Origin of the sequence: Halomonas borealis (assembly GCF_004798905.1) — a bacterium.
GTDB classification, from domain to species: domain Bacteria; phylum Pseudomonadota; class Gammaproteobacteria; order Pseudomonadales; family Halomonadaceae; genus Halomonas; species Halomonas borealis.
The window spans coordinates 104902-131241 of sequence record NZ_SDMO01000010.1 but is presented as its reverse complement, the minus strand read 5'-3'; the positions used below and the strand labels follow the sequence as shown (position 1 = coordinate 131241).

26 protein-coding genes are annotated in these 26340 nt (G+C 68.4%); 11 read left to right on the top strand and 15 right to left on the bottom strand.

Translation table 11 applies throughout. The features are described 5' to 3' along the window. Positions 1 to 196 precede the first annotated feature (196 nt). Genes ETC07_RS11300 through gatC form a run of 4 tightly spaced genes read right to left on the bottom strand, consistent with a single transcriptional unit; the run spans position 197 to position 4065 of the window. Positions 197 to 748, bottom strand: coding sequence for a cupin domain-containing protein (locus tag ETC07_RS11300; protein ID WP_136248624.1), 552 nt, complete (start codon positions 746 to 748; stop codon positions 197 to 199). Between the two features lie 55 nt (positions 749 to 803). Then, the gene (gene gatB / locus ETC07_RS11295; RefSeq protein WP_136248623.1) at positions 804 to 2270 is read right to left on the bottom strand and encodes an Asp-tRNA(Asn)/Glu-tRNA(Gln) amidotransferase subunit GatB; all 1467 of its coding nucleotides are present in this window, start codon (positions 2268 to 2270) and stop codon (positions 804 to 806) included. Further along, entirely contained in the window at positions 2270 to 3730 is a 1461-nt protein-coding gene (gene gatA, locus ETC07_RS11290; protein ID WP_136248622.1) for an Asp-tRNA(Asn)/Glu-tRNA(Gln) amidotransferase subunit GatA, read from the bottom strand. The genes gatB and gatA overlap by 1 nt, the downstream gene beginning before the upstream one ends. A gap of 47 nt (positions 3731 to 3777) precedes the next feature. Further along, entirely contained in the window at positions 3778 to 4065 is a 288-nt protein-coding gene (gene gatC, locus ETC07_RS11285; protein ID WP_136248621.1) for an Asp-tRNA(Asn)/Glu-tRNA(Gln) amidotransferase subunit GatC, read from the bottom strand. 160 nt (positions 4066 to 4225) lie between these two features. On the opposite strand from gatC, the gene ETC07_RS11280 reads away from it, so the two are divergent. The 7 genes from ETC07_RS11280 to tldD all read left to right on the top strand — a co-directional run bounded on the left by ETC07_RS11280 (position 4226) and on the right by tldD (position 14227). Further along, complete coding sequence (locus tag ETC07_RS11280; protein WP_136248620.1) at positions 4226 to 5263, top strand: rod shape-determining protein; 1038 nt, start codon at positions 4226 to 4228, stop codon at positions 5261 to 5263. Between the two features lie 182 nt (positions 5264 to 5445). Then, the gene (gene mreC, locus ETC07_RS11275) at positions 5446 to 6324 is read left to right on the top strand and encodes a rod shape-determining protein MreC (protein WP_136248619.1); all 879 of its coding nucleotides are present in this window, start codon (positions 5446 to 5448) and stop codon (positions 6322 to 6324) included. Next, positions 6324 to 6821, top strand: a complete 498-nt coding sequence (gene mreD / locus ETC07_RS11270; RefSeq protein WP_136248618.1) for a rod shape-determining protein MreD — start codon at positions 6324 to 6326, stop codon at positions 6819 to 6821. Before mreC ends, mreD begins: the two co-directional genes overlap by 1 nt. After that, positions 6818 to 7426 (top strand): Maf family protein, encoded by a 609-nt coding sequence (locus ETC07_RS11265; protein ID WP_276605508.1) that lies wholly within the window; start codon positions 6818 to 6820, stop codon positions 7424 to 7426. Before mreD ends, ETC07_RS11265 begins: the two co-directional genes overlap by 4 nt. Positions 7427 to 7459: 33 nt before the next feature. Beyond that, positions 7460 to 8923 carry a ribonuclease G gene (gene rng / locus ETC07_RS11260; RefSeq protein WP_136248616.1) on the top strand — a complete coding sequence of 488 codons (1464 nt, stop codon included), beginning with the start codon at positions 7460 to 7462 and terminating at the stop codon, positions 8921 to 8923. A 4-nt stretch (positions 8924 to 8927) separates the two neighbouring features. Further along, complete coding sequence (locus ETC07_RS11255) at positions 8928 to 12776, top strand: YhdP family phospholipid transporter (RefSeq protein ID WP_136248615.1); 3849 nt, start codon at positions 8928 to 8930, stop codon at positions 12774 to 12776. Continuing rightward, positions 12773 to 14227: a metalloprotease TldD gene (tldD, locus tag ETC07_RS11250; RefSeq protein WP_136248614.1), complete on the top strand. Its 1455-nt coding sequence runs from the start codon at positions 12773 to 12775 to the stop codon at positions 14225 to 14227. Before ETC07_RS11255 ends, tldD begins: the two co-directional genes overlap by 4 nt. Before the next feature lie 117 nt (positions 14228 to 14344). Here the strand turns inward: tldD and yjgA are convergent, their stop codons facing one another. Next, positions 14345 to 14848 carry a ribosome biogenesis factor YjgA gene (gene yjgA, locus ETC07_RS11245; RefSeq protein ID WP_136248613.1) on the bottom strand — a complete coding sequence of 168 codons (504 nt, stop codon included), beginning with the start codon at positions 14846 to 14848 and terminating at the stop codon, positions 14345 to 14347. 127 nt (positions 14849 to 14975) lie between these two features. Between yjgA and pmbA the strand changes: the two genes are divergently transcribed. Further along, positions 14976 to 16316 carry a metalloprotease PmbA gene (gene pmbA, locus ETC07_RS11240; protein WP_136248612.1) on the top strand — a complete coding sequence of 447 codons (1341 nt, stop codon included), beginning with the start codon at positions 14976 to 14978 and terminating at the stop codon, positions 16314 to 16316. 646 nt (positions 16317 to 16962) lie between these two features. On the opposite strand, the gene ETC07_RS11235 is transcribed toward pmbA, so the two are convergent. The 10 genes from ETC07_RS11235 to ETC07_RS11190 form a co-directional block, all read right to left on the bottom strand. After that, positions 16963 to 17232: an HPr family phosphocarrier protein gene (locus ETC07_RS11235; RefSeq protein ID WP_136248611.1), complete on the bottom strand. Its 270-nt coding sequence runs from the start codon at positions 17230 to 17232 to the stop codon at positions 16963 to 16965. A gap of 4 nt (positions 17233 to 17236) precedes the next feature. Beyond that, positions 17237 to 18136, bottom strand: a complete 900-nt coding sequence (rapZ, locus tag ETC07_RS11230; protein ID WP_136248610.1) for an RNase adapter RapZ — start codon at positions 18134 to 18136, stop codon at positions 17237 to 17239. A gap of 31 nt (positions 18137 to 18167) precedes the next feature. Further along, positions 18168 to 18653: a PTS sugar transporter subunit IIA gene (locus ETC07_RS11225; protein ID WP_136248609.1), complete on the bottom strand. Its 486-nt coding sequence runs from the start codon at positions 18651 to 18653 to the stop codon at positions 18168 to 18170. A 6-nt stretch (positions 18654 to 18659) separates the two neighbouring features. Further along, complete coding sequence (gene hpf, locus ETC07_RS11220; RefSeq protein WP_136248608.1) at positions 18660 to 18971, bottom strand: ribosome hibernation-promoting factor, HPF/YfiA family; 312 nt, start codon at positions 18969 to 18971, stop codon at positions 18660 to 18662. A 112-nt stretch (positions 18972 to 19083) separates the two neighbouring features. Then, a complete protein-coding gene (locus tag ETC07_RS11215; RefSeq protein WP_136248607.1) occupies positions 19084 to 20481 on the bottom strand; it encodes an RNA polymerase factor sigma-54 in 1398 nt (465 codons plus the stop codon). Positions 20482 to 20641: 160 nt separating this feature from the next. After that, positions 20642 to 21367: an LPS export ABC transporter ATP-binding protein gene (gene lptB / locus ETC07_RS11210; protein ID WP_136248606.1), complete on the bottom strand. Its 726-nt coding sequence runs from the start codon at positions 21365 to 21367 to the stop codon at positions 20642 to 20644. Beyond that, complete coding sequence (gene lptA / locus ETC07_RS11205; protein WP_136248605.1) at positions 21364 to 21891, bottom strand: lipopolysaccharide transport periplasmic protein LptA; 528 nt, start codon at positions 21889 to 21891, stop codon at positions 21364 to 21366. The genes lptB and lptA overlap by 4 nt, the downstream gene beginning before the upstream one ends. Next, positions 21888 to 22472 carry an LPS export ABC transporter periplasmic protein LptC gene (lptC, locus tag ETC07_RS11200; RefSeq protein WP_136248604.1) on the bottom strand — a complete coding sequence of 195 codons (585 nt, stop codon included), beginning with the start codon at positions 22470 to 22472 and terminating at the stop codon, positions 21888 to 21890. The genes lptA and lptC overlap by 4 nt, the downstream gene beginning before the upstream one ends. Before the next feature lie 4 nt (positions 22473 to 22476). Then, on the bottom strand, positions 22477 to 23034 hold the full coding sequence (locus tag ETC07_RS11195; RefSeq protein WP_240724629.1) for a KdsC family phosphatase: 558 nt from the start codon (positions 23032 to 23034) through the stop codon (positions 22477 to 22479). A gap of 14 nt (positions 23035 to 23048) precedes the next feature. Further along, positions 23049 to 24035, bottom strand: coding sequence for a KpsF/GutQ family sugar-phosphate isomerase (locus ETC07_RS11190; RefSeq protein WP_136248603.1), 987 nt, complete (start codon positions 24033 to 24035; stop codon positions 23049 to 23051). Between the two features lie 189 nt (positions 24036 to 24224). Between ETC07_RS11190 and ETC07_RS11185 the strand changes: the two genes are divergently transcribed. From ETC07_RS11185 to mlaD, 3 genes are read left to right on the top strand one after another with little or no spacing between them, the layout of a single operon-like run. After that, entirely contained in the window at positions 24225 to 25037 is an 813-nt protein-coding gene (locus ETC07_RS11185; protein WP_136248602.1) for an ATP-binding cassette domain-containing protein, read from the top strand. Then, positions 25034 to 25816 (top strand): lipid asymmetry maintenance ABC transporter permease subunit MlaE, encoded by a 783-nt coding sequence (mlaE, locus tag ETC07_RS11180; protein WP_136248601.1) that lies wholly within the window; start codon positions 25034 to 25036, stop codon positions 25814 to 25816. Before ETC07_RS11185 ends, mlaE begins: the two co-directional genes overlap by 4 nt. A gap of 58 nt (positions 25817 to 25874) precedes the next feature. After that, positions 25875 to 26339 carry an outer membrane lipid asymmetry maintenance protein MlaD gene (gene mlaD, locus ETC07_RS11175; protein ID WP_136248600.1) on the top strand — a complete coding sequence of 155 codons (465 nt, stop codon included), beginning with the start codon at positions 25875 to 25877 and terminating at the stop codon, positions 26337 to 26339. Position 26340 lies beyond the last annotated feature (1 nt).

Sequence of the window (26340 nt, the reverse complement as noted above, 5' to 3'; positions counted from 1 at the left end):
ACGGCCGCGACAAGTCCCACCACTCGCTGGAGGAGTACTCCGACCTGAAGAGCGTGTGGATGACGCTCGCGCCCTGACGCGGTGGCGCGAGGCGATGGCCGACATCGTTCGAGCCGCTCGATGACGACGGCACCCGCCTTGGTAGGCGGGTGCCGTTTGTCGTGGCCTGTATGGTGATCGAGAAGAGGAAGGGCGCTCAGAAGGTCCGCGCGGGGGTGGCGCAGCTGATCAGCCGGCAGGCGACGTCGCCGACATTGCGGAAGCGATGGGGCACGTTGGTGTCGAAGTAATAGGCCTCGCCGGGGCCGAGCACGCGAGTCTCGGCGCCGATGGTGATCTCGATCTCGCCCTCCAGCATCACGCCGGCTTCCTCGCCTTGGTGGGCGATCATCTCGCGGCCGGTGTCGGCGCCGGAAGGGTAGGTCTCGACCATGAAGTTGAGCGCCCGGGCGGCGCGATTGCCGCCGACCAGCTTGTAGATGACATCTCCGGTGCCCACGTCGGCCAGTTCGTCGGCCGAATAGAACACCTGGTCGCGGCTCTCCAGGTCCATGGTGAAGAAGTCGCCGACGCTCATGGGGATGGCGTCGAGGATCTTCTTCAGCGAGCTCACGGAGGGGCTGACCTTGCCCTGTTCGATGAGCGACAGGCTGGAGTGAGTCACCCCGCAGCGCTTGGCCAGCTCGCGCTGGGAGATGTCTCTCAGGTTACGCAGGGCGCGCAGTCGCGCGCCGACATCGTCTGCCATGGATCGTCCTCTGAAATCGGTGGGACGAGCCGGCGAGGGCTCGCCCCCATGACGCTCAGCACAGGGCGTCGAGCTTTTCCTTGAGCAGGCCGTTGACCTGCTGGGGGTTGGCGGTGCCCCGCGAGGCCTTCATCACTTGGCCGACGAAGTAGCCGATCATCTTGCCGCGCTTGTCCGGCTCGGCGTCGCGGTACTGGGCGACCTGGGCGGGGCTGTCACGGATCACCTGGTCGATCATCGCCTCGATGGCGCCGCTGTCGGTGACCTGCTTGAGGCCCTTGGCCTCGATCACCGCATCGGCGCTATTGGACTCATCGCCGCCCTCGCCGTGCCACAGCGCCTGGAAGACCTGCTTGGCGGCCTTGCCGTTGATGGTGTCGTCCATCACTCGACCGATCAACTGGCCGAGCTGGTCGGCCGAGACGGGGCTTGCGGCGATGGCAAGGCCCTCGCGGTTCAGGGCGCCGGAGAGCTCGCCCTGCACCCAGTTGGCCGCTAGCTTGGCGTCGCCGCAGACCTCGTGGACTCGCTCGAAATACTCGGCCATGGCGCGGCTCGCCGAGAGCACGCCGGCGTCGTAGGCCGACAGGCCGAGTTCGCCCTGGAAGCGCTCGCGCTTGGCGGCCGGCAGCTCCGGCAGGTTGTCGCGCAGGTGGTCGATATAGGCCTGGTCGAGCACCACCGGCAGCAGGTCCGGGCAGGGGAAGTAACGGTAGTCGTTGGCCTCCTCCTTGGTACGCATGCTGCGGGTCTCATCGGCGTCGGGATCGTACAGGCGGGTCTCCTGAACGACCTTGCCGCCATCCTCGAGCAGCTCGACCTGGCGCTCGACCTCGAAGGCGATGGCCCGCTCGACGAAGCGGAAGGAGTTGACGTTCTTGATCTCGGCGCGGGTGCCGAAGGCTTCCTGGCCCTTGGGGCGCACCGAGACGTTGACGTCGCAGCGCATCGAGCCTTCGGCCATGTTGCCGTCGCTGATGCCCAGGTAGGTGACGATGGAGTGGATCGCCTTGAGGTAGGCCGCGGCCTCCTTGGCCGAGCGCATGTCGGGCTCGGAGACGATCTCCAACAGTGGCGTGCCGGCGCGGTTCAGGTCGATGCCGGTCATGCCATGGAAGTCCTCGTGCAGCGACTTGCCGGCGTCCTCCTCGAGGTGGGCGTGGTGCACGCGGATACGCTTGCTCTCGCCGTCGTCGAACAGGATCTCGACCTCGCCCGGGCCGACGATCGGCTCATACATCTGACTGGTCTGGTAGCCCTTGGGCAGGTCCGGATAGAAGTAGTTCTTGCGGTCGAACACCGAGACGTCGGGAATCTCGGCGTGGATGCCCAGGCCGAATTGCACGGCCATGGCGACCGCCTGCTCGTTGAGCACCGGCAGCACGCCGGGCAGGCCCAGGTCGACGGCGCAGGCCTGGGTGTTGGGCTCGGCGCCGAAGGCGGTGGAGGCGCCGGAGAATATCTTGGAGCGGGTGGCGAGCTGGACGTGGACCTCCAGCCCGATCACGGTTTCCCATTGCATCAGGCGGTCTCCTCAATGAACCCGGGGCGGCGCAGGTGCCAGTCGGTGGCCTGCTGGAACTGGTGGGCGACGTTGAGCAGCTGGGCCTCGGCGAAGTGGGTGCCGAGGATCTGCAGGCCCACCGGGCGGCCGCCGGCGAAGCCGGCCGGCACGCTGATGCCGGGAATCCCGGCCAGGTTGACGGCGATGGTGTAGATGTCCTGCAAATACATCGACACCGGGTCCTTGTTGGCGCCCAGGTCGAAGGCCGGCGTCGGCGAGGCAGGGCCCATCAGCACGTCGACCTCATCGAAGGCAGCGAGGAAGTCCTGGCGAATCAGTCGACGGACCTTCTGCGCCTGCTTGTAGTAGGCATCGAAGAAGCCCTCGGAGAGGGTGTGGGTGCCGATCAGGATGCGTCGCTTGACCTCTTCGCCGAAGCCTTCGCCCCGCGAGCGCTTGTAGAGGTCGGTCAGATCGCTCGGGTTCTCGCAACGATGGCCGAAGCGCACGCCGTCATAGCGTGACAGGTTGGAGGAGGCCTCGGCCGGGGCGATCACGTAGTAGGCGGGGATCGCGTAGTGGGTGTGCGGCAGGCTGACCTCGCGCACCGTGGCACCGAGCGATTCATAGACCCTGATCGCCTCGCGCACCGCCGTCTCCACCTCGGCCGACAGCCCGTCACCGAAGTACTCCTTGGGCAGGCCGATCTTGAGGCCGGACAGCGGGGCGTCGAGGCCCGCGGTGTAGTCCGGCACGCCGCGCGCCACGCTGGTGGAATCGCGCGGGTCGTGGCCGGCGATGGCGCCGAGCAGGTGGGCGCAGTCCTCGGCGGTGCGCGCCATGGGGCCGGCCTGATCGAGGCTCGAGGCGTAGGCCACCATGCCGTAGCGCGAGACACGGCCGTAGGTGGGCTTGAGGCCGGTGATGCCGCAGAAGGCCGCCGGCTGGCGGATCGAGCCGCCGGTATCGGTGCCCAGCGCGGCCGGTACCAGGCCCGCGGCCACCGCCGCGGCGCTGCCGCCGGAGCTGCCGCCGGGCACCGCGGTGAGGTCCCAGGGGTTCTTCACCGGCCCGTAGTGGCTATTCTCGTTGGACGAGCCCATGGCGAACTCGTCCATGTTGGTCTTGCCGAGGCTCAGGGTGCCGGCGGCGGCGAGCCTCTCGACCACGCTGGCATCATAGGGCGCGGTGAAGTTGTCGAGCATCCGCGAGCCGCAGCTGGTCTTCACGCCTTGGGTGCAGAAGATGTCCTTGAGCGCCAGCGGCAGGCCGGTCAGCGGGCCGGCCTCGCCCCGGGCGCGCAGGGCGTCGGTGGCATCGGCGGCGGCCAGGGCCTGTTCGCCGGTGACGGTGATGAAGCTGTTGAGGGCGCCGTCATGGCGCTCGATGCGCGCGAGCAGGTGCTCGGTCAGCTCGCGGCTGGAGAACTCGCCGGCGGCCAGGGCGGCGGCGAGTCCGGTCAGTGTCTGGTCGTGCATGGGGCCGGGGCTCCGTGGTGACATGCCATTGACGAAGGAAGACGCGGTCATTCGACGACGCGCGGCACCAGATAGAGGCCGTTTTCCACCGCCGGTGCGACGCGCTGGAAGGTCTCGCGCCGATCGGTCTCGGTGGCCTCGTCGGCGCGCAGGCGCTGGGTGGCATCCAGCGGATGCGCCAGCGGAGCCACTCCCTCGGTGTCGAGCGACTGGAGCTGGTCGACCATCTCCAGGATGCGTCCCAGATCGTCGAGATAGCGGTCGGCTTCGCCCTCGTCCAGGCCGAGTCGGGCCAGGTGGGCGGCCTTGAGAACGTCTGCGTGTTCAAGCGCCATGATCGAGTGTCCTCGAAGGGGTGGGAGAAAAGACCGCAGAAGTTACCATATTCGCGTCACGGCGGGCAGGGGCCGAGGGCTCGCTGCTTGCCGCTCGGGGGGTGCAGTGATACGGTTTGCCCCCGCACAGGGTTCCCGGTCTGCACTAGGTAACGACTTCATGTTCAAACGTTTGAGGGGGCTGTTTTCCAGCGATCTGTCGATCGATTTGGGGACGGCCAATACGCTGATTTACGTCCGCGGGCGCGGTATCGTGCTCGACGAGCCGTCGGTGGTGGCGATCCGCCAGTCCGGCAACATGCGCAGCGTGGCCGCCGTGGGTGTCGACGCCAAGCGCATGCTCGGCCGCACGCCGGGCAACATCACCGCCATCCGGCCGATGAAGGACGGCGTCATCGCCGACTTCACCGTTACCGAGCAGATGCTGCAGTATTTCATTCGCAAGGTCCATCAGAGCACCTTCCTGACGCCGAGCCCGCGGGTGCTGGTCTGCGTGCCCTGCATGTCGACCCAGGTGGAACGCCGCGCCATCAAGGAATCCGCCGAGGGCGCCGGCGCCCGCGAGGTGTTCCTGATCGAGGAGCCCATGGCCGCGGCCATCGGGGCCGGCTTGCCGGTCGAGGAAGCCCAGGGCTCGATGGTCGTCGACATCGGTGGGGGCACCAGTGAGATCGCCATCATCTCGCTCAACGGCGTGGTCTATTCCGAGTCCATCCGCGTCGGCGGCGACCGCTTCGATGAGTCGATCATCGCCTATGTGCGCCGCCACTATGGCAGCCTGATCGGCGAGTCCACCGCCGAGCGTATCAAGGAAGAGATCGGTTGCGCCTACCCCGGCGGCGAGCTGCGTGAGATCGACGTGCGCGGCCGCAATCTGGCCGAGGGCATCCCGCGCAGCTTCACCCTGAATTCCCACGAGATCCTCGATGCGCTGCAGGAGACGCTGGGGTCCATCGTGGCCGCGGTGAAGAGCGCCCTGGAGCAATCGCCCCCCGAGCTCGCCTCCGACATCGCCGAGCGTGGCCTGGTGTTGACCGGCGGCGGCGCGTTGCTGCGTGATCTCGACAAGCTGATCGCCGAGGAAACCGGGCTGCCGGTGGTGGTCGCCGAGGACCCGCTGACCTGCGTGGCCCGCGGCGGTGGCAAGGCGCTCGAGATGATCGACCAGCATACCTTCGAGCTGCTCTCCAGCGACTAACGAAAGCCCCGATGGATGGCGGCGACCAGCGAGCAGGCGGAAGTGCGTAGGGTCATCGGGAACGCGCTTGAGGCTCGCCGCCGGCGGCGTTCGCGCGTTCCCTACAGCGCCGCCAGAAGGAAGTATAGGGAGAGGACGCTATCAAACCGCTGTTCTCGCATGGCTCGGTGCCGGGGTATCGCATGCTGCTGTGCGTGCTCCTCGCCGTTGCCCTGATGTTTGCGGATCTACGTTTCACGCGCATGGAGCCCGTGCGGGCCCAGCTGTCGACCGCGGTGGCGCCCATCCAGTGGCTGGTCAGCCAGCCCAGCGACGCCCTCAACTGGGCGTCGCTGGCGTTTTCCGATCAGCGTGAGTTGCTGGACGAGAATCGCCAGCTGCGTGAGCAGATCCTGACCCTCTCGCATCGCGCCCAGCGCACCGCCAGCTTGACCGCCGAGAATGTGCGGCTGCGCGAGCTGCTCGATGCCACCCGCGAGCATGATATCCCCTTCATCACCACCGAGCTGCTGTCGCTGGACCCCGATCCCTTCAGTCACCGCATGGTGATCGATCGCGGTCGACGCGATGGCGTCTTCGTCGGTCAGCCGGTGATGGATGCCGCCGGGCTGGTCGGGCAGGTGACCTCGGTGTCGGCCTATGCCAGCCGAGTGCTCATGCTGTCCGACGCCAGTCATTCGCTGCCGGTTCAGGTCAATCGCAATGGCCTGCGGTTCATCCTCCAGGGCACTGGCCAGTACGATGCGCTCAGCGTGTTGCACGTGCCGGATACCGCCGATATCCGCGAGGGTGACCTGCTGATGACCTCGGGGCTGGCCGGTCGCTTCCCGCCGGGCTATCCGGTGGCTCGGGTCAGTTCGGTGGTTCATGATCCCGGCGAGCCCTTCGCCAGGGTCGAGGCCCGGCCGGTGGCTCAGTTGCAGCGTGCCCGGCATTTCCTGCTGCTGTTCCCGCCTGAGCCGCCCAAGGCCCCGGGGCGTGGCGGCTGGACGGTCGAGCTCGAGTCGGCGGCCATCGACGCGGCGCTGGAGATGATCGGGTCCATCGAGGAGGAGACATAATGGCCGTGCGTTCGACGGCGAGCCTGCCCTGGATCTGGCTGACCCTGCTGCTGGCGCTGTGCCTGCAGGTGATGCCGCTGGCCGACGGCTGGCAGATCTGGCGCCCGGACTGGCTGGGCCTGATGTTGATCTACTGGTGCATGAAGGCGCCCCAGAAGGTCGGGGTCTTCCACGGTTTCGTGCTGGGCATCCTGCTGGATCTGATCCAGGGCGCGCCGCTTGGGCAGAACGCCTTGTTGCTGTCGTTGCTGGCGTTCCTGTGTGCCCTGGTCTATCCCCGCTTCCGGGCCTATTCGCTGTTCCAGCAGGCGGTGCTGATCCTGGTGTTGCTGGGCACGGTCCAGCTGGCGGAACAGTGGCTCAGGACCTTGCTGGGGCCCTTCGCGATCCACCTTTCGTTCCTGCTGCCCTCGGTGATCGGGGCGCTGCTATGGCCCTGGTTGACCACGCTGTTCCGGGTCTTCCGGCGCCGCGGCAGCGCGGAGGAGCCGCGATGATGAATCCCGAGGCTCCGTGTGATGGCGCCTTGATCCGGTTGGCCTCCGCCTCGCCGCGGCGCCGTGAGCTGCTGGTGTCGATCGGCGTGCCGGTCGAGGTGTGGCCGATGGATATCGACGAGACGCCCCGGCCCGACGAGGCGCCCGAGACCTACGTACGACGCCTGGCCGAAGACAAGGCCCGGGCCGGGGCGGTGGGCAGCGCGCTGCCCACGCTCGGCTCCGACACCGCGGTGGTATGCGACGATGCGATTCTCGGCAAGCCGCGCGATCGCGAACACGCCGCCGCCATGTTGCGCGCATTGTCGGGGAGCGCCCATCGGGTGCTGACCGCGGTGGCGGTCGAAGGCCCCGCGGGGCTGCTCAGCGTCTGCGTGGCCACCCGGGTCACGCTACGCGAGATATCGGAGGCCGAGATCGCCGCCTACTGGGCGACCGGGGAGCCCGTCGACAAGGCCGGTGGTTACGCCATTCAGGGCCGGGCGGCGCTATTCGTGTCGCGCCTCGAGGGCAGCCACTCGGCGGTGGTCGGCCTGCCGCTCTATGAGACCGCCGGGCTGCTTAGCCGCCAGGGCGTCCCGCTGTGGAACGGCGCTATGTCATAATGCCTCGAGTTTCCTCTGGACAAGGATTTCCGCATGAGCGGTGAAGTACTGATCAACCTGACCCCGATGGAGACCCGGGTCGCCGTGGTGGAGAACGGCGTGCTCCAGGAAGCCTTCATCGAGCGGGCCCGGCGTCGTGGTATCGCCGGCAACATCTACAAGGGCAAGGTGGTTCGGGTGCTGCCGGGCATGCAGGCCGCCTTCGTCGACATCGGCCTCGAGCGAGCCGCCTTCATCCATGCCCACGAGGTGATGCCATCCGGCACGCCGGCCGATGAGCAGGTCTCCATCGCCCAGCTGCTCCACGAGGGGCAATCGCTGGTGGTGCAGGTCACCAAGGACCCGATCGGCTCCAAGGGAGCGCGCCTGACCACTCATCTCTCGGTGCCCTCGCGCTATCTGGTCTACATGCCGGACTCGCCTCATAACGGGGTCTCCCAGCGTATCGAGGATGAGCGCGAGCGCGAGCGTCTGCGCCAGCTGATCGAGGCCGCCCAGGCCGAGCAGACCCTCGAGATCACCGGTGGCTTCATCGTGCGTACCGCCGCCGAGGGTGTCAGCCAGGAAGAGCTGGCCGGCGACATGCACTTCCTGCTGCGCCTGTGGCGCAAGGTCAGCGAGCGCAAGATCACCGCCTCGGCGCCGAGTGTCATCTATGACGACCTGCCGCTTTTCATGCGCACCCTGCGCGATGTGATGCGCGACGACATCGAGAAGGTACGCATCGATTCCCGCGAGAACCATGTCAGGCTGCTCGAGTTCGCCGAGGAGTTCATGCCCTCGGCGGTGGAGCGCATCGAGCACTATGCCGGTGAGCGACCGATCTTCGACCTGTTCAGCGTCGAGGACGAGATCCAGAAGGCGCTGGGCCGCAAGGTGCAGCTCAAGTCCGGCGGCTACCTGGTGATCGATCCGACCGAGGCGATGACCACCATCGACGTCAATACCGGCGGCTTCGTGGGGCACCGCAACCTCGAGGAGACGATCTTCAAGACCAACCTCGAGGCCGCCACCGCCATCGCTCGTCAGCTGCGGCTGCGCAACCTCGGTGGCATCATCATCATCGACTTCATCGACATGGAGGAGTTGGAGCATCAACGTCAGGTGCTGCGGGTACTGGAGAAGTCGCTGGAGCGTGACCACGCCAAGACCAAGTGCACCGGGGTCACCGAACTGGGGCTGGTGCAGGTGACACGCAAGCGCACTCGGGAGAGCCTGGAGCAGACGCTGTGCGAGGCCTGCCCCTCCTGCCATGGGCGCGGTACCCTCAAGACGCCGGAGTCGGTGTGCTATGAGATCTTCCGCGAGATCCTGCGCGAGGAACGGGCCTATAGTGCCGATACCTATACGGTGCTGGCCGCTCAGTCGGTGGTCGACCGGCTGCTCGACGAGGAGTCCGCGGCCGTCGCCGACCTGGAGGAATTCATCGCCAAGACGATTCGTTTCCAAGTCGAGGCCCACTATTCCCAGGAGCAGTACGACATCGTGCTGATGTGAGCCCATGTCGCCGACCCGCCTGGTGATCCGCTGGACCCTGACACTACTGGCGGCAGCCCTCACGTTGGTGGCGCTGCTCACGCTGGTGCTGCGTCTGCTGCTCGGCCAGGCCGAGCAGCTGACCCCGCGTCTCGAGGCGCTGCTGTCGGCGCGCTTCGAGGCCGCCGTGAGCCTGGACTCGGTCGAGGGCGGCGTGGCCGGCCTCGACCCCGAGCTCGCGCTGCGCGGGTTGGTGCTGGACTCGCCCGTCGGCGAGCGGCCCCTGCTCGAGCTCGACGGCGCCCGGCTGCGCCTCGATACCTCGGCCAGCCTGCGCGATGGCCTGCCGGTGGTGTCCGATGCCCATCTCACCGGCCTCACCCTGCATCTCTACCAGAGCGACGATGGCCGCTGGCATTGGCCGGAGCCTGCCGAGGTGCCTCCCGAGCTGATCCCCGACAGCGAGTTCGACCTCGCGCGCCTGGACTTCTGGGTCGGTGTGCTGCGCAGGCAGCGCGCCTGGGCCCAGGACACCGAGGTCGTGCTCCATGGCCGCCAGCACAAGGCGGTGCTCGAGGCGCCACAGCTGTTGATGGTCGGCGATGCCGGTCATACCCATCTCGAAGGGCGAGTGCGGCTGCGCGGCCGTCCCGGTGAGGCCGCCAGGGTGACCATGCGGCTGGCACCCGGCCAGGGGCTCGATGACTTCGGCGCGACCCTGCAGGCCGACATGAGCCTCGACAGCCTGACCGGGCTGTCGTCGCTGTTCGGCATCGAGGCGTTGCCGCACTTCGATGACCTCGATGGTGAGGCACGGCTATGGGGGCGCTGGAATGATGGTCGCCTGGCCGATGCCCGGCTCGACGTCACCGCCCCGCGGCTGGCGCTGCGTCAGCCGGAAGACGAGGCGCCCGGCATCGTGCTGGAAGATGCCACGCTGCGCGGCCAGTGGCGCCGCGCGGCCGACGCCGACGACTGGCAGGCCTGGATACAGGCCGATGCCGCCCAGCGAACCGGCCCCGATGCCTCGGCCGACGCACGATCCCTGCCGCGGGACTGGTACCTGGAAGGTGACCAGCGCGACTGGTGGCTGACCACCGGGGCCTTCGATCTCGCCGCCTTGGCGGCCTGGCGTGAGCACTTGCCGTTGCCCGAGGCGTTTGCGCGTAGCGTGGCGGCGCTCGCCCCGCGGGGGCAGGTGAACGGCCTGGGGCTCGGCTACCGAGATGGCGCTTGGCGGACCCGGGTCAGCGCCAGCGAGGTGGCGGTCGACCCCTGGGAAGAGGTGCCGGGGGGCGGGCCGTTGGCGCTTTGGCTCACGACGGATGGCCTCCATGGGCGGGTGCGCTTCGCCGGCGGTGAGGGCACCGAGCTTGCCATCCCGGAGGTCTTCGCCGCGCCGATGTCGCTGTCGCATGCCGGCGGGGAGGTCAGCTGGCGCTACGACGGGGCACGCAGCTTCGTCAGTGGCCGCGGCCTCGAGGCCGGTTGGCGCGGCGCTGAGGTGACGGGTGGTTTCGGCCTCTCGGTGGGCGGCGCGCAGCGTGGCGGCTTCGGCCTGACGCTGGACTTCCAGGACGTCGAGGCGCGCTCGCGGCCGCTGAGCGACTGGTTGCCCATGCGGCTGCTGGGCGAGGAGACCCCGGAGCTCGCCGACTGGCTGGCCGGTGGTCTGGCCGGGCGGGTGCCGGAGGGCTCGCTGCGCCTGCACGTGCCGCTGCGCGACGAGCAGGACGAGCTGGCCTCCCTCGAGCCGAGCCTTGACCTTGACCTCGAAGTCGAGGCGGGGCGGCTGCCCTATGCCGATGGCTGGCCGGCGCTGGAAGACGTGTCCGGGCGGATGACGCTGCGCGGCGAGACGCTTCGCGCCGAGGTCGACACGGCCCAGAGCCTGGGCATCCAGACCCATGACGCCGAGGTGCGGCTGGACGGCGAACGCTTGTCGGTCGAGGGGCCGCTCGCCGCCGATGCCCCGGCGCTGTCGCGCTTCTTGGCCGCGTTGCCGGTGGAGGGCATCGGCGCGGTCGCCGACTGGCAGGGCGAAGGGGGCCTGCAGGCCGGTCTCGACCTGTCGTTATCGCTGGACGACCCGGACTCGCTGAGCCTCGATATTGCCGGCGAGGTCGATTTACCACGCCTGACGCATACGACGAGCGGGCTCGTATTCGAGGATATAGCAGGCCCTCTCGCCTGGCGCCAGCGTGGCGAGCAAGGCTCGCTCGAGGGTTCGCTCGAGGGCCGCCTGCTCGGCGGGCCTGTGCGGGCCGAGCTGGCGACCGGAGAGGGGCGTGTCGACCTGTCGGGCACCGCTCGGGCCGAGGCCCTCACCGAATTGGGCGCGCCGGCGGGCCTGGACGCGGTGCTCGCCGGACCGCTGGCGTGGCATGGCGATGTCGATCTCGAGGCCGAGGCGCCGACCCTGAACCTCTCGAGTCAGCTACGCGAGCCGGTCATCGACCTGCCGGCGCCGCTGGGCAAGGCGGCCGGCACGCCGCGGGAGCTGCGCTTGAGTTTCGCGCTGTCCGAGTCCGGGCGCTGGTCGGGTCGCCTGGGCGGCGACCTGGGCTGGCGTTGGCGCCCCGAGCGCGGCGGGCAGGGGCAGGCCTGGTTGGGGCGCGAGGCGCCCGCGACCTGGCCAAGCGAGCCCGGCTGGACGCTGCAGGCCTATCTGCCACGCATCGAGCCGCGGGCCTGGGGACGCGCCCTGGCGCCGCTGGGTGGCGCCGCCGCTGGCGGCCCCGGCGGGGGCGGCACCATCTCCCGTGTGATGCTGGACACCGACTGCCTGAGTGTCGAGCGGCATTGCCTGGGCTCGATGATCGTCGAAGGCGAGCCGGTGGTCGATGGCTGGCGACTGGCCCTGGATGGCAGCCTGTTGACCGGCGAGCTGGCCTATCGGCCGGGGCGCGCGCAGCCGCTGAACGTGGCGCTGTCGCACTTGAGCCTCGATGACTTGCTGCCGAGCGAGCCACGTTTGGAGGCCATCGGCGAGGGAGCCGGGCGGCTCTACGAGGAACTCGAGACACCGCCGGGCGCGATGGCCCTGCCGGCCTCGCTCGGCGAGCTGCCCGCGGGCCGGCTGAGCATCGACGAGCTGAGCTATCGGGGCCGTGCGTTCGGCCCACTGAGCACCCGGTGGCGGGCCGAGTCGGACCGCCTGGTGGTCGATCCACTGGCGCTGTCGCTGGGCGAGATCGACGCCCGGGGCAGCCTGACCTGGGAGGCAGCCGGCCCCGAGGCCAGCCTGACCCGGGCCCGGCTGGACATCGATGGCGGCGACCTGGGCACGGCGCTGGAGGCGCTCGGCCAGCCGGTAGCGATCCGCAATGACGAGACCCGGGTCGAGGGCCAGCTGGCCTGGCCCGGGGCACCCTGGCAGTTCGCGCTAGCGCGCTCCCGGGGCAACCTGGGCGTCGAGCTGCGCGATGGACGCTTCGCCAACCTGGAGTCGCCGTCGGCGCGAGTGGTCGGCCTGCTCAACGTGGACAACCTGCTGCGCCGCCTGACCCTGGACTTCTCCGACGTCACCGGGCGTGGCACCGCCTTCGATCGTGTCAGTGGTGATGCGACCCTGTATGGTGGGGTGTTGGAGACCCGCGGGCCGGTCGAGATCGATGGCCCGGCTACCCGCTTCACCCTGGAGGGTGGCGTCGACCTGGCGCGGCGGGAACTCGATCAGCGTCTGGGCGTCACACTGCCGGTGAGCAACAACCTGCCTCTGGCGGCGGTGATCGCCGGGGCGCCGATGGTCGGAGGGGCGCTGTTCATTGCCGACAAGCTGTTCGGCGATGCCCTCGACCGCGTGACCCGAATTCACTATCGCGTGGAGGGACCCTGGACCTCCCCGCGCATCGCTCTGGAAAGTGCCGAATGACATCACACACGCAACCCCTGCTCGACCAGGCCACCGAGGCGCTGCTGACGCCCGGCGGGCTCGATCTCGATGCCCTGGACAGTGGCCTCGGCCATGCCTTGGGCGCCGGCATCGATTATGCCGATCTGTATTTCCAGCGCAGCTGGCACGAGGGCTGGGTGCTGGAGGACGGTGAGGTCAAGGAGGCCAGCTACAACATCGACGGCGGCGTCGGCGTGCGCTCCCTGGCCGGCGAGAAGACCGGCTTCGCCTACTCCAACCAGATTTCCATGGAAGCGTTGGCCGAGACTGGCCGCACCGCCGCCGGCATCGTGCGCAGCGGCCAACGCCTGGCCACCGCGCCGCGCGTCGTGACGACCTCGACGGCCCGTTATGCCGGCATCGATCCGCTCGCCGGGCTGTCCGCCGACGAGAAGATCGCCATGCTCAAGGAAGCCGATCGTGTCGCGCGCGCCGCCGACCCGTCGGTGAGCCAGGTCAGCGCCTCGCTGAGCGGCGTCTACGAGGTCGTGCTGGTGCGCGCCAGCGATGGCACCCTGGCCGCCGACGTGCGCCCCCTGGTGCGTTTCAACGTCAGCGTCATCGCGGTGCGCAACGGTCGCCGAGAGCGGGGCAGTGCCGGTGGCGGCGGCCGCTATCCGATGTCCCGGCTGCGCGATGAGCACGTGGCCGAGCGTTTCGCCAAGGAGGCGGTGCGTCAGGCGCTGGTCAATCTCGATGCCGTCGATGCGCCGGCCGGTCAGATGCCGGTGGTGCTGGGGGCCGGCTGGCCGGGCATCCTGCTCCACGAGGCGGTCGGTCACGGCCTGGAGGGCGACTTCAACCGCAAGGGCAGCTCGGCCTTCGCCGGCTGCATGGGCGAGCGCGTGGCGGCGCCGGGCGTGACCGTGGTCGACGACGGCACCCTGGCCGACCGGCGCGGTTCGCTCTCCGTCGACGACGAGGGCACGGCGACCCAGTGCACGACCCTGATCGAGGACGGCATCCTCACCGGCTACATGCAGGATAAGCTCAACGCCCGGCTGATGGGCATGGCGCCCACCGGCAATGCTCGCCGCGAATCCTTCGCCCACCTGCCGATGCCGCGCATGACCAACACCTACATGCGTGCCGGCCAGGACGATCCCGCCGATATCATCAAGAGTGTCTCCCGTGGCATCTACGCGGCGAGCTTCGGCGGTGGCCAGGTGGATATCACCTCCGGCAAGTTCGTGTTCTCGGCAAGCGAGGCCTACTTGATCGAGGACGGTCGCATCACCGCGCCGGTCAAGGGGGCGACCCTGATCGGCAACGGCCCCGAGGCGATGGGCCGCGTGTCGATGATCGGCCACGACCTGGAGCTCGACACCGGCGTCGGTGTCTGTGGCAAGGAAGGGCAGGGCGTGCCGGTCGGCGTGGGACAACCGACGCTGAAGCTAGACGAGCTGACCGTCGGCGGCACGGAGTCCTAGCGAAGAAGGAAGAGTGAAGAAGAATGCTGGTCTTCCATGCCTCTTCAAGGCGTGCAGCGCCGTTCTCCCTTCTTCCAGCGGCGCTGCCGCGTCTTGTCAGGCGCGCAGCGCCGGTCTTCACATGTCGGCGGTGTCGCGGATCAGCTTGAACAGCCGGCGGGCGTTGGTCGGCGGCTTGCCCTGATCGTTCTCGCGGCGGGCGTTGCGGATCAGCTGGCGCAGCGCCTGGCGGTCGACCTCGGGGAACTCGGCGATGAAGGCCTCGAGGGCGTCGTCTTCCTCGATGAGGCGGTCGCGCCAGCGTTCGAGGCGGTGAAAGGCGTGGTCCCGGCGCTGCTGTTCGTGATCGATCTCGTCGAACACCGCCTGGATGCCGTCGAGATCCTCGCGCCGCATCAGCTTGCCGACGTACTGCATGTGCCGGCGGCGAGCCTCCCTCGCGCGGATGCGGCCGGTTTCTTCGATGGCCGCCAGTAGATCATCGGAGAGCGGGAAGCGGGCGCGCTCGGCCTCGCGCATGGCGATCAGTCGTTCGCCGAGCTCCTGGAGGGCGTGCATCTCGCGCTTGAGCTGCGACTTGCTGGGCCGTTCGTCGGCCGGAGAGAAATCATCCTGGGTCATGCGGCGTCCTGGTTCATGAGAGGGGCGTGGTGCATCGGCCCAGTATACCAGCCCGCCGCGGCGGGCTGGCCAATCGACCATATGTTGTGTATCGGCCCCGAGGCCGGTCGAGTGAGGAGTCAAGACGATGACACAGGCTTTCGATGCCGCCGCCCAGCAGTCACTGCTGGAAACACGTGCCGAGGCGGCCCTGGCGCTGGCCCGCCGGCTCGGCGCCGATGCCTGCGAGGTGGGCGCCAGCGTCGACCAGGGCGTGGGCGTCAACGTCCGCGAGGGCGAAGTGGAGACCGTCGAGCTGTCCCGTGACCAGGGCATCGCGGTGACCGTCTACGCGGGCAACCGCAAGGGTAGTGCCTCGTCTACGGATGCCTCCGAGGCGTCGATCCGCGACGTGGTCGAGAAGGCCATGGCGATCGCTCGCTATACCGGGGAAGATCCGGTCGCCGGTCTCGCGCCGGCCGAACTGATGGCTCGTGAGCTGCCGGATCTCGATGTCCACCATCCCTGGTCGCTGTCCACCGAGCAGGCCATCGAGCTCGCCGTGGATTGCGAGGCCGCGGGTCGCGGTGTCGCCGGCATCAAGAGCTCCGAGGGCGCCGAGCTGTCCAGCGGCGAGGGCGTGCGCGTCTATGCCAACAGCCACGGTTTCCTGGGTAGCCAGCGGGGCAGCCGTCATTCGCTGGCCTGCATGTTGATCGCCGAAGACGAGAACGGCATGCAGCGCGACTACGACTACTCCAGTACGCGCGATCCTCGTGAGCTGCTGGCCCCCGAGGTCGTGGGCGAGAGTGCCGCCCGGCGTACCTTGCGCCGGCTCGGCGCCCAGCGTCCGGCGACCGGGCGGATGCCGGTGCTGTTCGATCCGAGCCTGGCCTCGGTGTTGATCGGCAGCCTGCTCAGCGCCATCGCCGGCGGCGCGCTCTATCGCCAGTCCTCCTTCCTGTGCGAGCGGCTCGGCGATACGCTCTTTCCCGAGTGGTTCTCGCTGCAGGAGCAGCCGCGGCTGATGCGCGGCATGGCCAGCAGCGCCTTCGATGGCGACGGTGTGGCGACCCGCGACAACGTCTTCATCGACCAGGGGCGGCTGGCCAGCTACATGCTCTCCGCCTACAGCGCTCGCCGCCTGGGGATGGAGACCACCGGTAATGCCGGCGGCGCCCGCAACCTGCGCCTGGCCGCACCGCTCGAATCGCAGCAAGCGCTGCTCGCGCGCATGGATCGCGGCGTGCTGGTCACCGAGCTGATGGGGCAGGGTGTCAATGGCGTCACCGGGGACTACTCACGCGGCGCGGCGGGTTTCTGGGTGGAGAACGGCCGCATCCAGCATCCGGTGGAGGAGTTCACCATCGCCGGGAACCTGGAGACGATGTTCAAGGGCCTGGTCGGCGTCGGCGATGATATCGACACCCGCGGCAGTATCCACACCGGTAGCTGGCTGATCGACGAGATGACCGTGGCCGGTGGTTGACGGTAGGCCGCCTGCCACGACCAAGCCCGCGACCGTGTCGCGGGCTTTTTCGTTGCCGACGGGGTCAGCGTAACGGGGGGGTAGTGCTCGTCCAGCCCCAGCCACTCGAGTAGACGCGTGAACAGGAAGGTCTCGTCGCCCTTGAGCGACCGGCTCAGGCAGTCCAGGTACTCGCGCCGTGGGAAACGCCAGTGGGGGATTAGCTTGTAGGGGGCGAGGTCGATGGCGATCAGCCGGCCGTCTCGGACCAGGACGTTGTTGGTGTGCAGGCCGCGGCAGAGGATGCCGTGCCGGTCGAAGGCGACCAACGCATCCAGGTGCCGAGCCTGCAGGTCCGGTGAGTCGAGGATGAGCTGTTTCAGCGGGGTGGCGTGCGCATTCTCGGTGACCAGCCGGTAGCGTTGTGCCGCGACGATGGTCGGCGAGGCGATGCCGAGCTTCTTCAGGCGCGCGGCGACGAGGGCGACGTTGTGCCCGGGATAGGGGCGGATCGCAGCCGGTAACGCAGCCGGTCGAAACGCTTGGGTTGCAAGGTCTTGATGAAGTGGTCGCGCTCGGGGTCGAAATCGACCCGGGAGTACTTGCCCGTCTGGACGAGTTACAGCATGGTCTTGCTCGGTTGGTCGGGGGTCGCGACGGTCGTGGGTCAGGCGTCTTCGTCGAAGCGGGCAGCGAAGAGCTGTTCCAGCGCGTTGAGCACGGCCTCGCCGTCTTCGCCGTCGGCCTCGAGGGTCAGTTCGGTGCCGCAGGGGGCGGCCAGCATCAGCAGGGACATGATGTTGGTTGCATCGGCCTGCTGTGCGCCGTGGCAGACGGTAACGCGGGAGGCGAAGGGTTGGCAGCATTGTACCAGGCGGGTGGCGGCGCGGGCATGCAGACCACGCTTGTTGGTCAAGGTGAGCTTGCGGCAGGGCACGGGGCTAGCGGTCCTCGTCGGCGGTCGGGGCGGGGAGGGTGAGTTGCAGGCCTAGCTCGCGGTGGCGCAGGCGCACCCCGGCGTGGCTCTCGGCCAGGCGTCGGGCTAGCCCCTCGGCCAGGTAGGTGGAACGATGCTGGCCGCCGGTGCAGCCGATCGCCACGGTCAGGTAGCTGCGCTGGCTGGCCCGGTAGCGGGGCAGCCAGCGCTCGATCCAGCTCAGGATGTCGGCGGCCATCTCGTCGACTACCGGGTAGCTCTCGAGGAAGGCAATCACGCTGGGGTCGCGGCCGGTAGCGTCGCGCAACCGCGGGTCCCAGTAGGGATTGGGCAAGCAGCGGGCATCGAACACGATGTCGGCGTCCAGGGGGACGCCGCGCTTGAAGCCGAAGGATTCGATGGTCAGCGTCAGCCCCTCGTGGCGATGGCTGGCCACCTGGTCGGTGATGCGGCCCCGCAGGTCATGCACCGAGAGCCGCGAGGTGTCGATCAGCAGGTCGGCGAGGTCGCGGATCTCCGTCAGGGCATCTTCCTCGCGGTCGATCGCCTCGGCCAGCGTCATCTCGGTGTCGCGGGTCAACGGGTGGCGGCGCCGGGTGGCGGAGTAGCGTTCCAGCAGGATGCGCGCGTCGGTGGTCAGATAGACCACCTGGCAGTGGATGTCGCGGGAGCGTACGTCCTCGAGCAGCGTGGGGAAGCGTTTCAGGGCGTGAGGCAGGTTGCGGGCATCGATGCTCACCGCGATGGCGCTGCGCGGCGATTGATCGCTGCGCAGCTCGTCCACCAGCGGGCCGAGCAGCATCGCCGGCAGGTTGTCGATGGCGTAGAAGCCCAGGTCTTCGAGGGCCTGCAAGGCGATCGACTTGCCGGAGCCGGAGCGTCCGCTGATGATGACGAGCTGCATGACGGCTCTCCTGGTCGGGGCGCTGCACCGCTCAGCCGCGCCCGCTGGCGGCCGGTGCCTGTCGTCGAATGGCATCGAGCAAACAGTCGTGCAGCTCGCGCTGGCTGCCTGCCCGGCGCAGGGCGCTGCGGGTCTCGGCATCGTTCATCACGCCCGCGACCTGGCCGAGCAGGGCCAGATGGGCGTCATCGGCTTGCTCGGGCACCAGCAGCACGAAGACCAGGTCGACGGGTTCGCCGTCGATGGCATCGAAGTCGACCGGCTCGGAGAGCTTGAGGAAGCCGGCGAGCGGCGCCTTGCAGTGAGGGTTGCGGGAATGGGGGATGGCGACCCCATGCCCGATGCCGGTGCTGCCCAGGCGTTCCCGCCCGATCAGCCGGCTGAAGACCTCCTGGCTGTCGAGGCTTGGCATGTTCTGGGCGATGAAGGTGCTGAAGAATTCCAGCACCCGCTTCTTGCTTCCCCCGGGTACACCGAAGAGGGTGCGCTCGGGGGGCAGGATGGTTTCGAGTGACATGAGGGCTCAGCGGACGCTTGCGGCGCCCTGGGCGCGGGCCTGGGTCTTTTCCTTGTGCTTGACGAGCTGGCGGTCCAGCTTGTCGGCAAGGGCGTCGATGGCGGCATACATGTCGCCGTCCATCGCTTCGGCGTGTAGATCGGCACCGGCGGCATGCAGGGTGCAGGCGGCCTGTTGGCGTTCTTTCTCGACGGAGAGCGTGACCTGAACGGTGGTGATGTTGTCGTAGTGACGTTCCAGGCGGGAGAGCTTCTCCTGCACGTAGTCACGCAGGGGGTCGGTCAATTCCACGTGATGGCCGGTGATGTTGACTTGCATGACACGCTCCTTGCTCCTTGGGTGGTGACTCGATTGTAACCCTTTTTGATGCCTTGCAAACCCCCTGTTCCCAGCGCGTTTCCACGCCCTGGCAACGGCTCTGCGGGCGCCCTCAGCCGAGCCGCTTGCGCTGGCTCGAGGAGGGGATGTGCAGCGCCTCGCGGTACTTGGCGACGGTGCGCCGGGCCACCTCGATGCCTTCCTCGGCGAGCAGGGTGACCAGCTTGCTGTCGGAGAGCGGCTTGCGGGGGGCTTCGCCCTCGACCAGCTTGCGGATGCGGGCACGGATCGCGGTGCTGGAGTGTGCGTCTTCGCCGTCGCCGACCTGGCTGGAGAAGAAGTACTTGAGCTCGAAGACGCCGCGCGGCGTGTGGATGAACTTCTGGGTGGTGACCCGTGAGATGGTCGATTCGTGCATCTCAACGGCCTGGGCGATGTCGGCCAGGATCAGCGGTTTCATGGCCTCCTCGCCGCGCTCGAGGAAGGCGAGCTGACGGGTCATCACCTCGTGGCCGACGCGCAGCAGGGTGTCGTTGCGGCTGGCCAGGCTCTTGATCAGCCAGCGGGCTTCCTGCAGGTGGTCCTTGAGGAACTGGTTGTCGTCGCTCTTGTCGGCGCGTTTGATCAGCGCCGCGTAGTCGGGCTGTACGCGCAGCCGAGGCATCGCCTCGGGGTTGAGCTCGACATGCCAACCCCGGGAGGTATGGCGAGCGATCAGGTCGGGGATCACGTAGTCGTTGTCGTCGCTCGAGTATTCGCTGCCTGGGCGTGGGTCGAGGCCGCGGATCAGAGCGATGACCGCGTCGAGGGTCGTGTCGTCGAGCCCCAGGCGCCGCTTGAGCAGCCGGCGGTCGTTGCCGGCCAGGGCCTCCAGGAACTGGCGCACCAGGCGTCGTGCCTGGGGCAGCAGCGGGGTGTCATCGGGCAGGGTGGCGAGTTGCAGCAGCAGGCACTCGCGCAGGTCACGGGCGAACACGCCGGTGGGCTCGAAGCGCTGCAGACGCAACAGCAGGGCTTCCACTTCGCGGGTGGTGAGTCCCTCGAGCCCCTGGGCACGCAGGCCATCGCGCAGCTCATCGAGCGGCTGGTCGAGATAGCCATCCGGCGTCACCGCGTCGATCAGGCTCTCGGCGATGCGTGTCTCGCGGGCGTCGAAGGCGCCCATGGCGAGCTGCCAGCCGAGGTGGCTCTGCAGGCTCTGGCCGGCGGCCTGGCGCTCGAAGTCGGGGGCCTCGCCGCCGCCGGCGTCCTGGAAGGTGTCGGACCAGTCGCTGTCGACGCTGAGCTCGGCGGGGATCTCGTCGGGCCAGTCGTCTTCCGGCGTCTCGCTGACGGCCTGTTCGCCGAAGTCGTCCTCGAGCTCCAGCATGGGGTTGGCCTCCAGGGCCTGCTGGATCTCCTGGCGCAAGTCGAGGGTCGACAGCTGCAGCAGGCCGATCGCCTGCTGCAGCTGAGGCGTCATGGTCAGCTGGGTGCCGACACGCAGTTGAAGGGATGCCTTCATGGCCATGGGAAAGCGGTCCGGTCCTGCGGGGAAGAGGCCTTATACCCTAGTGCGCGGAAAGGCGCCGTGCAAGTCGATTGCCAAGCAATTAGCATGCCAGCGGCAATCGCTGTGCCTGCTGTTCTACGGCGACTTGTATATCAGTAATTTGCGAACTGTGGCGGCGTCAGAGGCGGAAGTCCTGGCCCAGGTAGACGTCGCGCACGCGCTGGTTGGCCAGGATCTGTTCGGCATTGCCTTCGGCGATGATCTGACCGTCGCCGACGATGTAGGCGCCATCGCAGATGTCCAGCGTCTCGCGCACGTTGTGATCGGTGATCAGCACGCCGATCTCGCGGGCCTTGAGCTGGCGAATGATGCCCTTGATCTCGCCCACCGAGATGGGGTCGACGCCGGCGAAGGGTTCGTCGAGCAGGATGAAGTCGGGCTCGGTGGCCAGCGCTCGGGCGATTTCGACCCGGCGGCGCTCGCCACCGGACAGGCTCATGCCGAGGTTGTCGCGGATGTGGGTGACGTGGAAGTCTTCGAGCAACGACTCCAGGCGCGCCTGGCGGCCGGCATTATCCAGGTCGCGGCGGGTCTGGAGGATCGCCAGGATGTTGTCGGCCACCGACAGCTTGCGGAAGATCGAGGCTTCCTGGGGCAGGTAGCCGATACCCGAGCGGGCACGCTCGTGCATGGCGGCGCCGGAGAGGTCGCGCTCGTCGATGGCGACGCGGCCGGCATCGGCGCGCACCAGGCCGACGATCATGTAGAAGGAGGTGGTCTTGCCGGCGCCGTTGGGGCCCAGCAGGCCGATGATGCGGCCCTGCTGGATCTCCAGGCTGATGTCTTGGACCACGCGGCGACGCTTGTAGCTCTTGGCCAGATGCTGGGCGCTCAGGGTTTTCATGGGGCGTCCTGTTGTTCCGGCTCCAGGGTCATGCGTACCCGCTGGCTCTCGCTGACGCCCTGGGCGTTGGAGCGGGCCTGGACCACGCGGCGGTCGAGGAAGTACTCGAGGTAGCCGCCATCGAAGGTATCGCCGCCCTTGTGAAGCTCGGCCTGGTCGACCAGTTCGATGCGCCGTTCGGCCACGTGATAGACGACCGTGCGGCCCCAGGCACGGACCAGCGGCTGGTCCGGCGCGGGCTTCTGTTCCAGGTAGGCGCGCTGACCGGTGGCGGTGGCGGTGGTCAGCTGGCCGGCGTCGTTGCGCTGGATCTCCACGCGCTCGCCGGTCAGTTGCATGCTGCCCTGTTCGATGCGTACATCGCCCCGGTAGATGGCGGTGCCGGCTCGATCGTCGAGGTCCAGGCGGTCGGCCTCGACCTGGATGGGCGCGCTGGCATCGCCCTCGAGGGCCTGGGCCGTAGGGGTGGCCAGCGCCGCGGTGAGCAGCGTCAGGGCCAGCAGCGAGGCGAAGGGTCGCGTCATGGCTGGGGGTCCTCCTGGGGGTCCGGCGGGTGGTGACCGTGCACATTGTCGGTCAGTCGGGCGCGGTTGTCATCGATCCAGGCGTCGAAACGCTCGCCACGCATTCGTTGGGGCGGTTGGCTCAGCCGTGCCGGGGTGTCGCTCCAGGCGTGCCCGGCGTCGGCCTCGTAGTGCAGCCGCTCGGTCTCGAGTCGCCAGCGTTGTGCCGGGGCGGTCAGCACGGCCTGGCCCTCGAGGGTCAAGAGATTACCGCCGTTTTCCAGTCGCCCGCGCTGGGCGTCGGCCAGCCACTGCCGGCCTTCGCGATCGCGCAGTTCGGCATGCGGGGTGGTCAGCCGGGTGACGTCGTCGATCGGGGTATGTTCCAGGCGTGGCGTGGTCAGCCGCTGATGGGGGCGCCCCTGGGCATCGAAGCGTGTCAGCCGGGCGTCTTCCAGGTAGTAGTCGGGCTCCCCGGTCTCGCCCTGAGGGGCGGCGGGCGATGGCGCGTCGTCACGCTGATCGAGCAGCGCCAGGCCGCCGCCCAGGACGAGCAGCAGCAACAACAGCCAGGTACGGAAGCCGGGGCGGGGTAGTCGCATGGTGTCAGGCCTGGCCGTGCAGGTAGGTATCGAGCACGGCGTCCCAGCGGCCCTGGGCCTGGAGCAGGCCGTCGCAGATCTCGCGCACCGCCCCGAAGCCGCCCTCGCGCTCGGTGACCCAGTCGGCGTGCTGACGGATGTAGCTCGGTGCCCCGGGCACGCTGATGCCGACGCCGGCCTGGTGGATCGGCGCGAGGTCCGGCAGGTCGTCGCCGCAGTAGGCGACCTGGGCGAGATCGAGCTCCAGGCGCTGGCATAGCTGGTGCAGCGTCGGCAGCTTCTTCTCGATGCCTTGATGGAGATGCTGGATGCCGAGCGCGGCGGCCCGGCGGCTGACCATCGGCGAGTCGCGGCCGGTAATCAACGCGACCTGAATGCCGGCGCGCTGCACCAGCTTGATGCCGTGGCCATCGAGGGTATGGAAGGCCTTGGCCTCGCCGCCGTCGGCCTGGAATTCGAGGCGGCCGTCGGTCAGCACGCCGTCCACGTCCAGGGCCAGCAGGCGGACGCGGCGCAGGCGCTCGATCAGCGCCGGGGGCATGGGGGATGCGTCGAGAGTCATGGGGTCTCCTGGTGTCAGATGACGCCGCTGGCCAGCAGGTCGTGCATGTGCAGGGCGCCCACCGGGCGGCCATCGTCGTCCACCACGGCCAGCGCGGTGATGCGGTTGTCTTCCATCAACCGCACGGCCTCGGCGGCGAGGATGTCGGGCGAGATCCGCTTGCCGGGGGTGGTCATCACCTGATCTACCGTCAGGGCGGAGAGGTCGTTGAACTGGTCGAGGGTGCGGCGCAGGTCGCCGTCGGTGTAGACCCCGGCCAGCCGGCCTTCGGCATCGATCACGCAGGTGAAGCCCAGGCCCTGGTGGGTGATCTCCAGCAGTGCGTCACGCAGCGGGCTGCCGAGTGCCACGCCGGGGAGGCGGCTACCCTGATGCATCAGGTCCGAGACCTTGAGCAGCAGGCGCTTGCCGAGGCTGCCGCCGGGGTGCGAGAGCGCGAAGTCCTCGGCGGTGAAACCGCGGCTCTCGAGCAGTGCCACGGCCAAGGCATCGCCCAGCGCCAGGGCGGCGGTGGTGGAGGAGGTGGGCGCCAGGTCCAGCGGGCAGGCCTCGCGTTCGACGCCGGCGTCCAGGTGCGCCTCGGCGTGACAGGCCAGCGTCGAGCCAGGGCGGCCGGTCATGCTGATCAATGGTGTGCCGAGGCGTTTGAGCAGCGGCAGCAGGGCGGTGACCTCGGCGGTCTCGCCGGAGTTCGACAGCGCCAGCACTACATCGCCGGGGGTGATCATGCCCAGGTCGCCATGGCTGGCCTCGCCCGGGTGCACGAAGAAGGAAGGCGTGCCGGTGCTGGCCAGGGTGGCGGCGATCTTGGTGCCGATGTGGCCGGACTTGCCCATGCCGGTGACGATCACTCGGCCGCGACAGGCCAGGATCAGTTCGCAGGCGCGCTCGAAGTCGCCGTCGAGGCGTTCGACGAGGGCGCCGATGGCTTGCTGTTCCAGTCGCAGGGTGCGCTTGGCGCTGGCCAGCAGGCTGTCGGGAGAGGAAGAGTCGTCTGTCATGGGGAGATTGTTGCCTGTCGCGGGGTTGGGCTCAAGGGCGGATGGCCGAGTCGATGCCGGAGGGGCGTGGAAAAGGAGGCCATTGAACCCCTTGCGGGGGTTCGGTGCAACCCGGCCAAGGCCTCGGCGCTGGCGCCTTGGCCTCGGGTTAAGATACGATGTTCGATAATCTGTCAGGGAACTCAATAGATGAACGATTCTCCCCTCGTCGAGGTGGAGGGTCTGCGCTTCTCTCGCGGAGAGACGGAGATCTTCCGCGGCCTCGACATGGTAGTGCCGCGTGGCAAGATCACCGCGATCATGGGCCCCAGCGGTACCGGCAAGACGACCCTGCTCAAGCTGATCGGCGGGCAGCTCGCCCCCGATGCCGGGCGGGTGCATATCGACGGCGAAGACGTACACGCGCTGTCGCGCAAGTCGCTGCTCCGGCTGCGCCGACGCATGGGCATGCTGTTCCAGAGCGGGGCGTTGTTCTCCGATCTCGACGTCTTCGAGAATGTGGCCTTCCCGCTGCGCGTGCATACCGACCTGCCCGAATCGATGGTCCGCGACCTGGTGCTGATGAAGCTTCAGGCGGTGGGGCTGCGTGGTGCCCGGACGTTGATGCCGTCGGAGTTGTCCGGTGGCATGGCGCGGCGCGTGGCGCTGGCGCGGGCGATCGCCCTGGACCCCGAACTGATCCTCTATGACGAGCCCTTCGTCGGTCAGGATCCGATCTCCATGGGCGTGCTGGTGCAGCTGATTCGTCGGCTCAACGATGCGCTAGGGTTGACCGCCGTGGTGGTGTCTCACGACATCGACGAGACGCTGTCCATCGCCGACTACGTCTATGTGATCGCCGACGGTCGCGTGATGGCTCAGGGCACGCCACAGAGCCTCGACGTGGATCGCGACCCGCGTGTCAGCCAGTTCATCCACGGCGAGCCGGATGGCCCGGTGCCGTTTCACTACCCCGCGGTGGATTTCCATGACGACCTGCTCGGCACGGGAGGCGCACGATGATGGCGACGATCCAACGCCTGGGACGCCGGGGCTGTGATGTCACCGAGGGACTCGGCCGGGCGACCCTGATGCTCGCTCAGTCGGCCATCGGGGTGCCTTCCGTCGAGGGGCTGAGACTCTGGCTGCGCCAGATGCACTTCGTCGGCGTGATGTCGCTGGCCATCGTGCTGGTCTCCGGATTGTTCATCGGCATGGTGCTGGGCCTGCAGGGCTATACCCTGCTGGTCGATTTCGGCGCCGAGGAGGCGCTCGGCCAGATGGTGGCGCTGTCGTTGCTGCGTGAGCTGGCGCCGGTGGTGGCGGCCTTGCTGTTCGCCGGCCGCGCCGGCTCGGCGCTGACCGCCGAAATCGGCCTGATGAAGGCCACCGAGCAGCTCACCAGCATGGAGATGATCGGCGTCGACCCGTTGCGGCGGATCGTCGCCCCGCGCCTGTGGGCGGGCTTCGTCGCCCTGCCGCTGCTGACCATCGGCTTCGGCGTGATCGGCATCTGGGGCGGCGAGCTGGTGGGCGTGAAGTGGCTGGGCGTCTTCGAAGGCTCCTACTGGGGCAACATGCAGGCCAGCGTCGGCTTCGCCGATGATGTGCTCAATGGCCTGATCAAGAGCCTGGTGTTCGCCGTGGTGGTGACCTGGATCGCGGTCTATCAGGGCTATGCCCTGCTGCCGACCTCCGAGGGCATCGCACGGGCCACCACCCGCACCGTGGTACATGCCTCGCTGGCGGTGCTGGGGCTGGACTTCGTACTGACGGCCCTGATGTTCGGCGGACTCTCCTGAGTCGCGAGGGCGGGCAATATGGCGGCGTGTGGCCGCCGCGGATTTGTGGAGACATGGAATGAAGCGCAGCAAGACGATGGAACTGGGCGTCGGTCTGTTCATGCTGGCCGGCATCCTGGGACTGCTGTTCCTCGCCCTGAGGGTCAGCGGCCTGAGCCTCGAGCCCCCCGCAGACGACTTCCGCCTGGAGGCCAACTTCGCCAACATCGGCGGGCTCAAGTCGCGTGCCCGGGTTACCATGGCCGGTGTCACCGTCGGTCGAGTCGAGAGCGTCGAGCTCGACCCGGAGTGGTACGACGCCCGGGTGGTCCTGACGCTCGATGACGAGCTGGAGGCATCGCTGCCCGAGGATACCACCGCGGCGATCCTCACCTCTGGGCTGCTCGGCGAGCAGTACGTGGGGCTGTCGGTGGGCGGTGCGCCCGAGATGCTGGCGGACGGCGATCGCATCCGCGATACCCAGTCCGCCCTGGTGCTGGAAGAGCTCATCCAGCAGTTCGTGTCCAACATGGCCAAGGAGTGAA

What these genes read in the sequence shown, in the direction of transcription:
- mreD (WP_136248618.1), top strand. Translation starts at nt 6,324, where the DNA reads ATGGCCGTGCGTTCGACGGCGAGCCTGCCCTGGATCTGGCTGACCCTG.
- ETC07_RS11195 (WP_240724629.1), bottom strand. Translation starts at nt 23,034, where the DNA reads ATGACTCTCGACGCATCCCCCATGCCCCCGGCGCTGATCGAGCGCCTG.
- rapZ (WP_136248610.1), bottom strand. Translation starts at nt 18,136, where the DNA reads ATGCAGCTCGTCATCATCAGCGGACGCTCCGGCTCCGGCAAGTCGATC.
- ETC07_RS11225 (WP_136248609.1), bottom strand. Translation starts at nt 18,653, where the DNA reads ATGTCACTCGAAACCATCCTGCCCCCCGAGCGCACCCTCTTCGGTGTA.
- ETC07_RS11280 (WP_136248620.1), top strand. Translation starts at nt 4,226, where the DNA reads ATGTTCAAACGTTTGAGGGGGCTGTTTTCCAGCGATCTGTCGATCGAT.
- ETC07_RS11190 (WP_136248603.1), bottom strand. Translation starts at nt 24,035, where the DNA reads ATGACAGACGACTCTTCCTCTCCCGACAGCCTGCTGGCCAGCGCCAAG.
- ETC07_RS11185 (WP_136248602.1), top strand. Translation starts at nt 24,225, where the DNA reads ATGAACGATTCTCCCCTCGTCGAGGTGGAGGGTCTGCGCTTCTCTCGC.
- gatA (WP_136248622.1), bottom strand. Translation starts at nt 3,730, where the DNA reads ATGCACGACCAGACACTGACCGGACTCGCCGCCGCCCTGGCCGCCGGC.
- lptC (WP_136248604.1), bottom strand. Translation starts at nt 22,472, where the DNA reads ATGCGACTACCCCGCCCCGGCTTCCGTACCTGGCTGTTGTTGCTGCTG.
- pmbA (WP_136248612.1), top strand. Translation starts at nt 14,976, where the DNA reads ATGACACAGGCTTTCGATGCCGCCGCCCAGCAGTCACTGCTGGAAACA.
- gatB (WP_136248623.1), bottom strand. Translation starts at nt 2,270, where the DNA reads ATGCAATGGGAAACCGTGATCGGGCTGGAGGTCCACGTCCAGCTCGCC.
- ETC07_RS11300 (WP_136248624.1), bottom strand. Translation starts at nt 748, where the DNA reads ATGGCAGACGATGTCGGCGCGCGACTGCGCGCCCTGCGTAACCTGAGA.
- mreC (WP_136248619.1), top strand. Translation starts at nt 5,446, where the DNA reads ATGCTGCTGTGCGTGCTCCTCGCCGTTGCCCTGATGTTTGCGGATCTA.
- ETC07_RS11265 (WP_276605508.1), top strand. Translation starts at nt 6,818, where the DNA reads ATGATGAATCCCGAGGCTCCGTGTGATGGCGCCTTGATCCGGTTGGCC.
- gatC (WP_136248621.1), bottom strand. Translation starts at nt 4,065, where the DNA reads ATGGCGCTTGAACACGCAGACGTTCTCAAGGCCGCCCACCTGGCCCGA.
- ETC07_RS11255 (WP_136248615.1), top strand. Translation starts at nt 8,928, where the DNA reads ATGTCGCCGACCCGCCTGGTGATCCGCTGGACCCTGACACTACTGGCG.
- mlaE (WP_136248601.1), top strand. Translation starts at nt 25,034, where the DNA reads ATGATGGCGACGATCCAACGCCTGGGACGCCGGGGCTGTGATGTCACC.
- mlaD (WP_136248600.1), top strand. Translation starts at nt 25,875, where the DNA reads ATGAAGCGCAGCAAGACGATGGAACTGGGCGTCGGTCTGTTCATGCTG.
- rng (WP_136248616.1), top strand. Translation starts at nt 7,460, where the DNA reads ATGAGCGGTGAAGTACTGATCAACCTGACCCCGATGGAGACCCGGGTC.
- hpf (WP_136248608.1), bottom strand. Translation starts at nt 18,971, where the DNA reads ATGCAAGTCAACATCACCGGCCATCACGTGGAATTGACCGACCCCCTG.
- lptB (WP_136248606.1), bottom strand. Translation starts at nt 21,367, where the DNA reads ATGAAAACCCTGAGCGCCCAGCATCTGGCCAAGAGCTACAAGCGTCGC.
- lptA (WP_136248605.1), bottom strand. Translation starts at nt 21,891, where the DNA reads ATGACGCGACCCTTCGCCTCGCTGCTGGCCCTGACGCTGCTCACCGCG.
- tldD (WP_136248614.1), top strand. Translation starts at nt 12,773, where the DNA reads ATGACATCACACACGCAACCCCTGCTCGACCAGGCCACCGAGGCGCTG.
- yjgA (WP_136248613.1), bottom strand. Translation starts at nt 14,848, where the DNA reads ATGACCCAGGATGATTTCTCTCCGGCCGACGAACGGCCCAGCAAGTCG.
- ETC07_RS11215 (WP_136248607.1), bottom strand. Translation starts at nt 20,481, where the DNA reads ATGGCCATGAAGGCATCCCTTCAACTGCGTGTCGGCACCCAGCTGACC.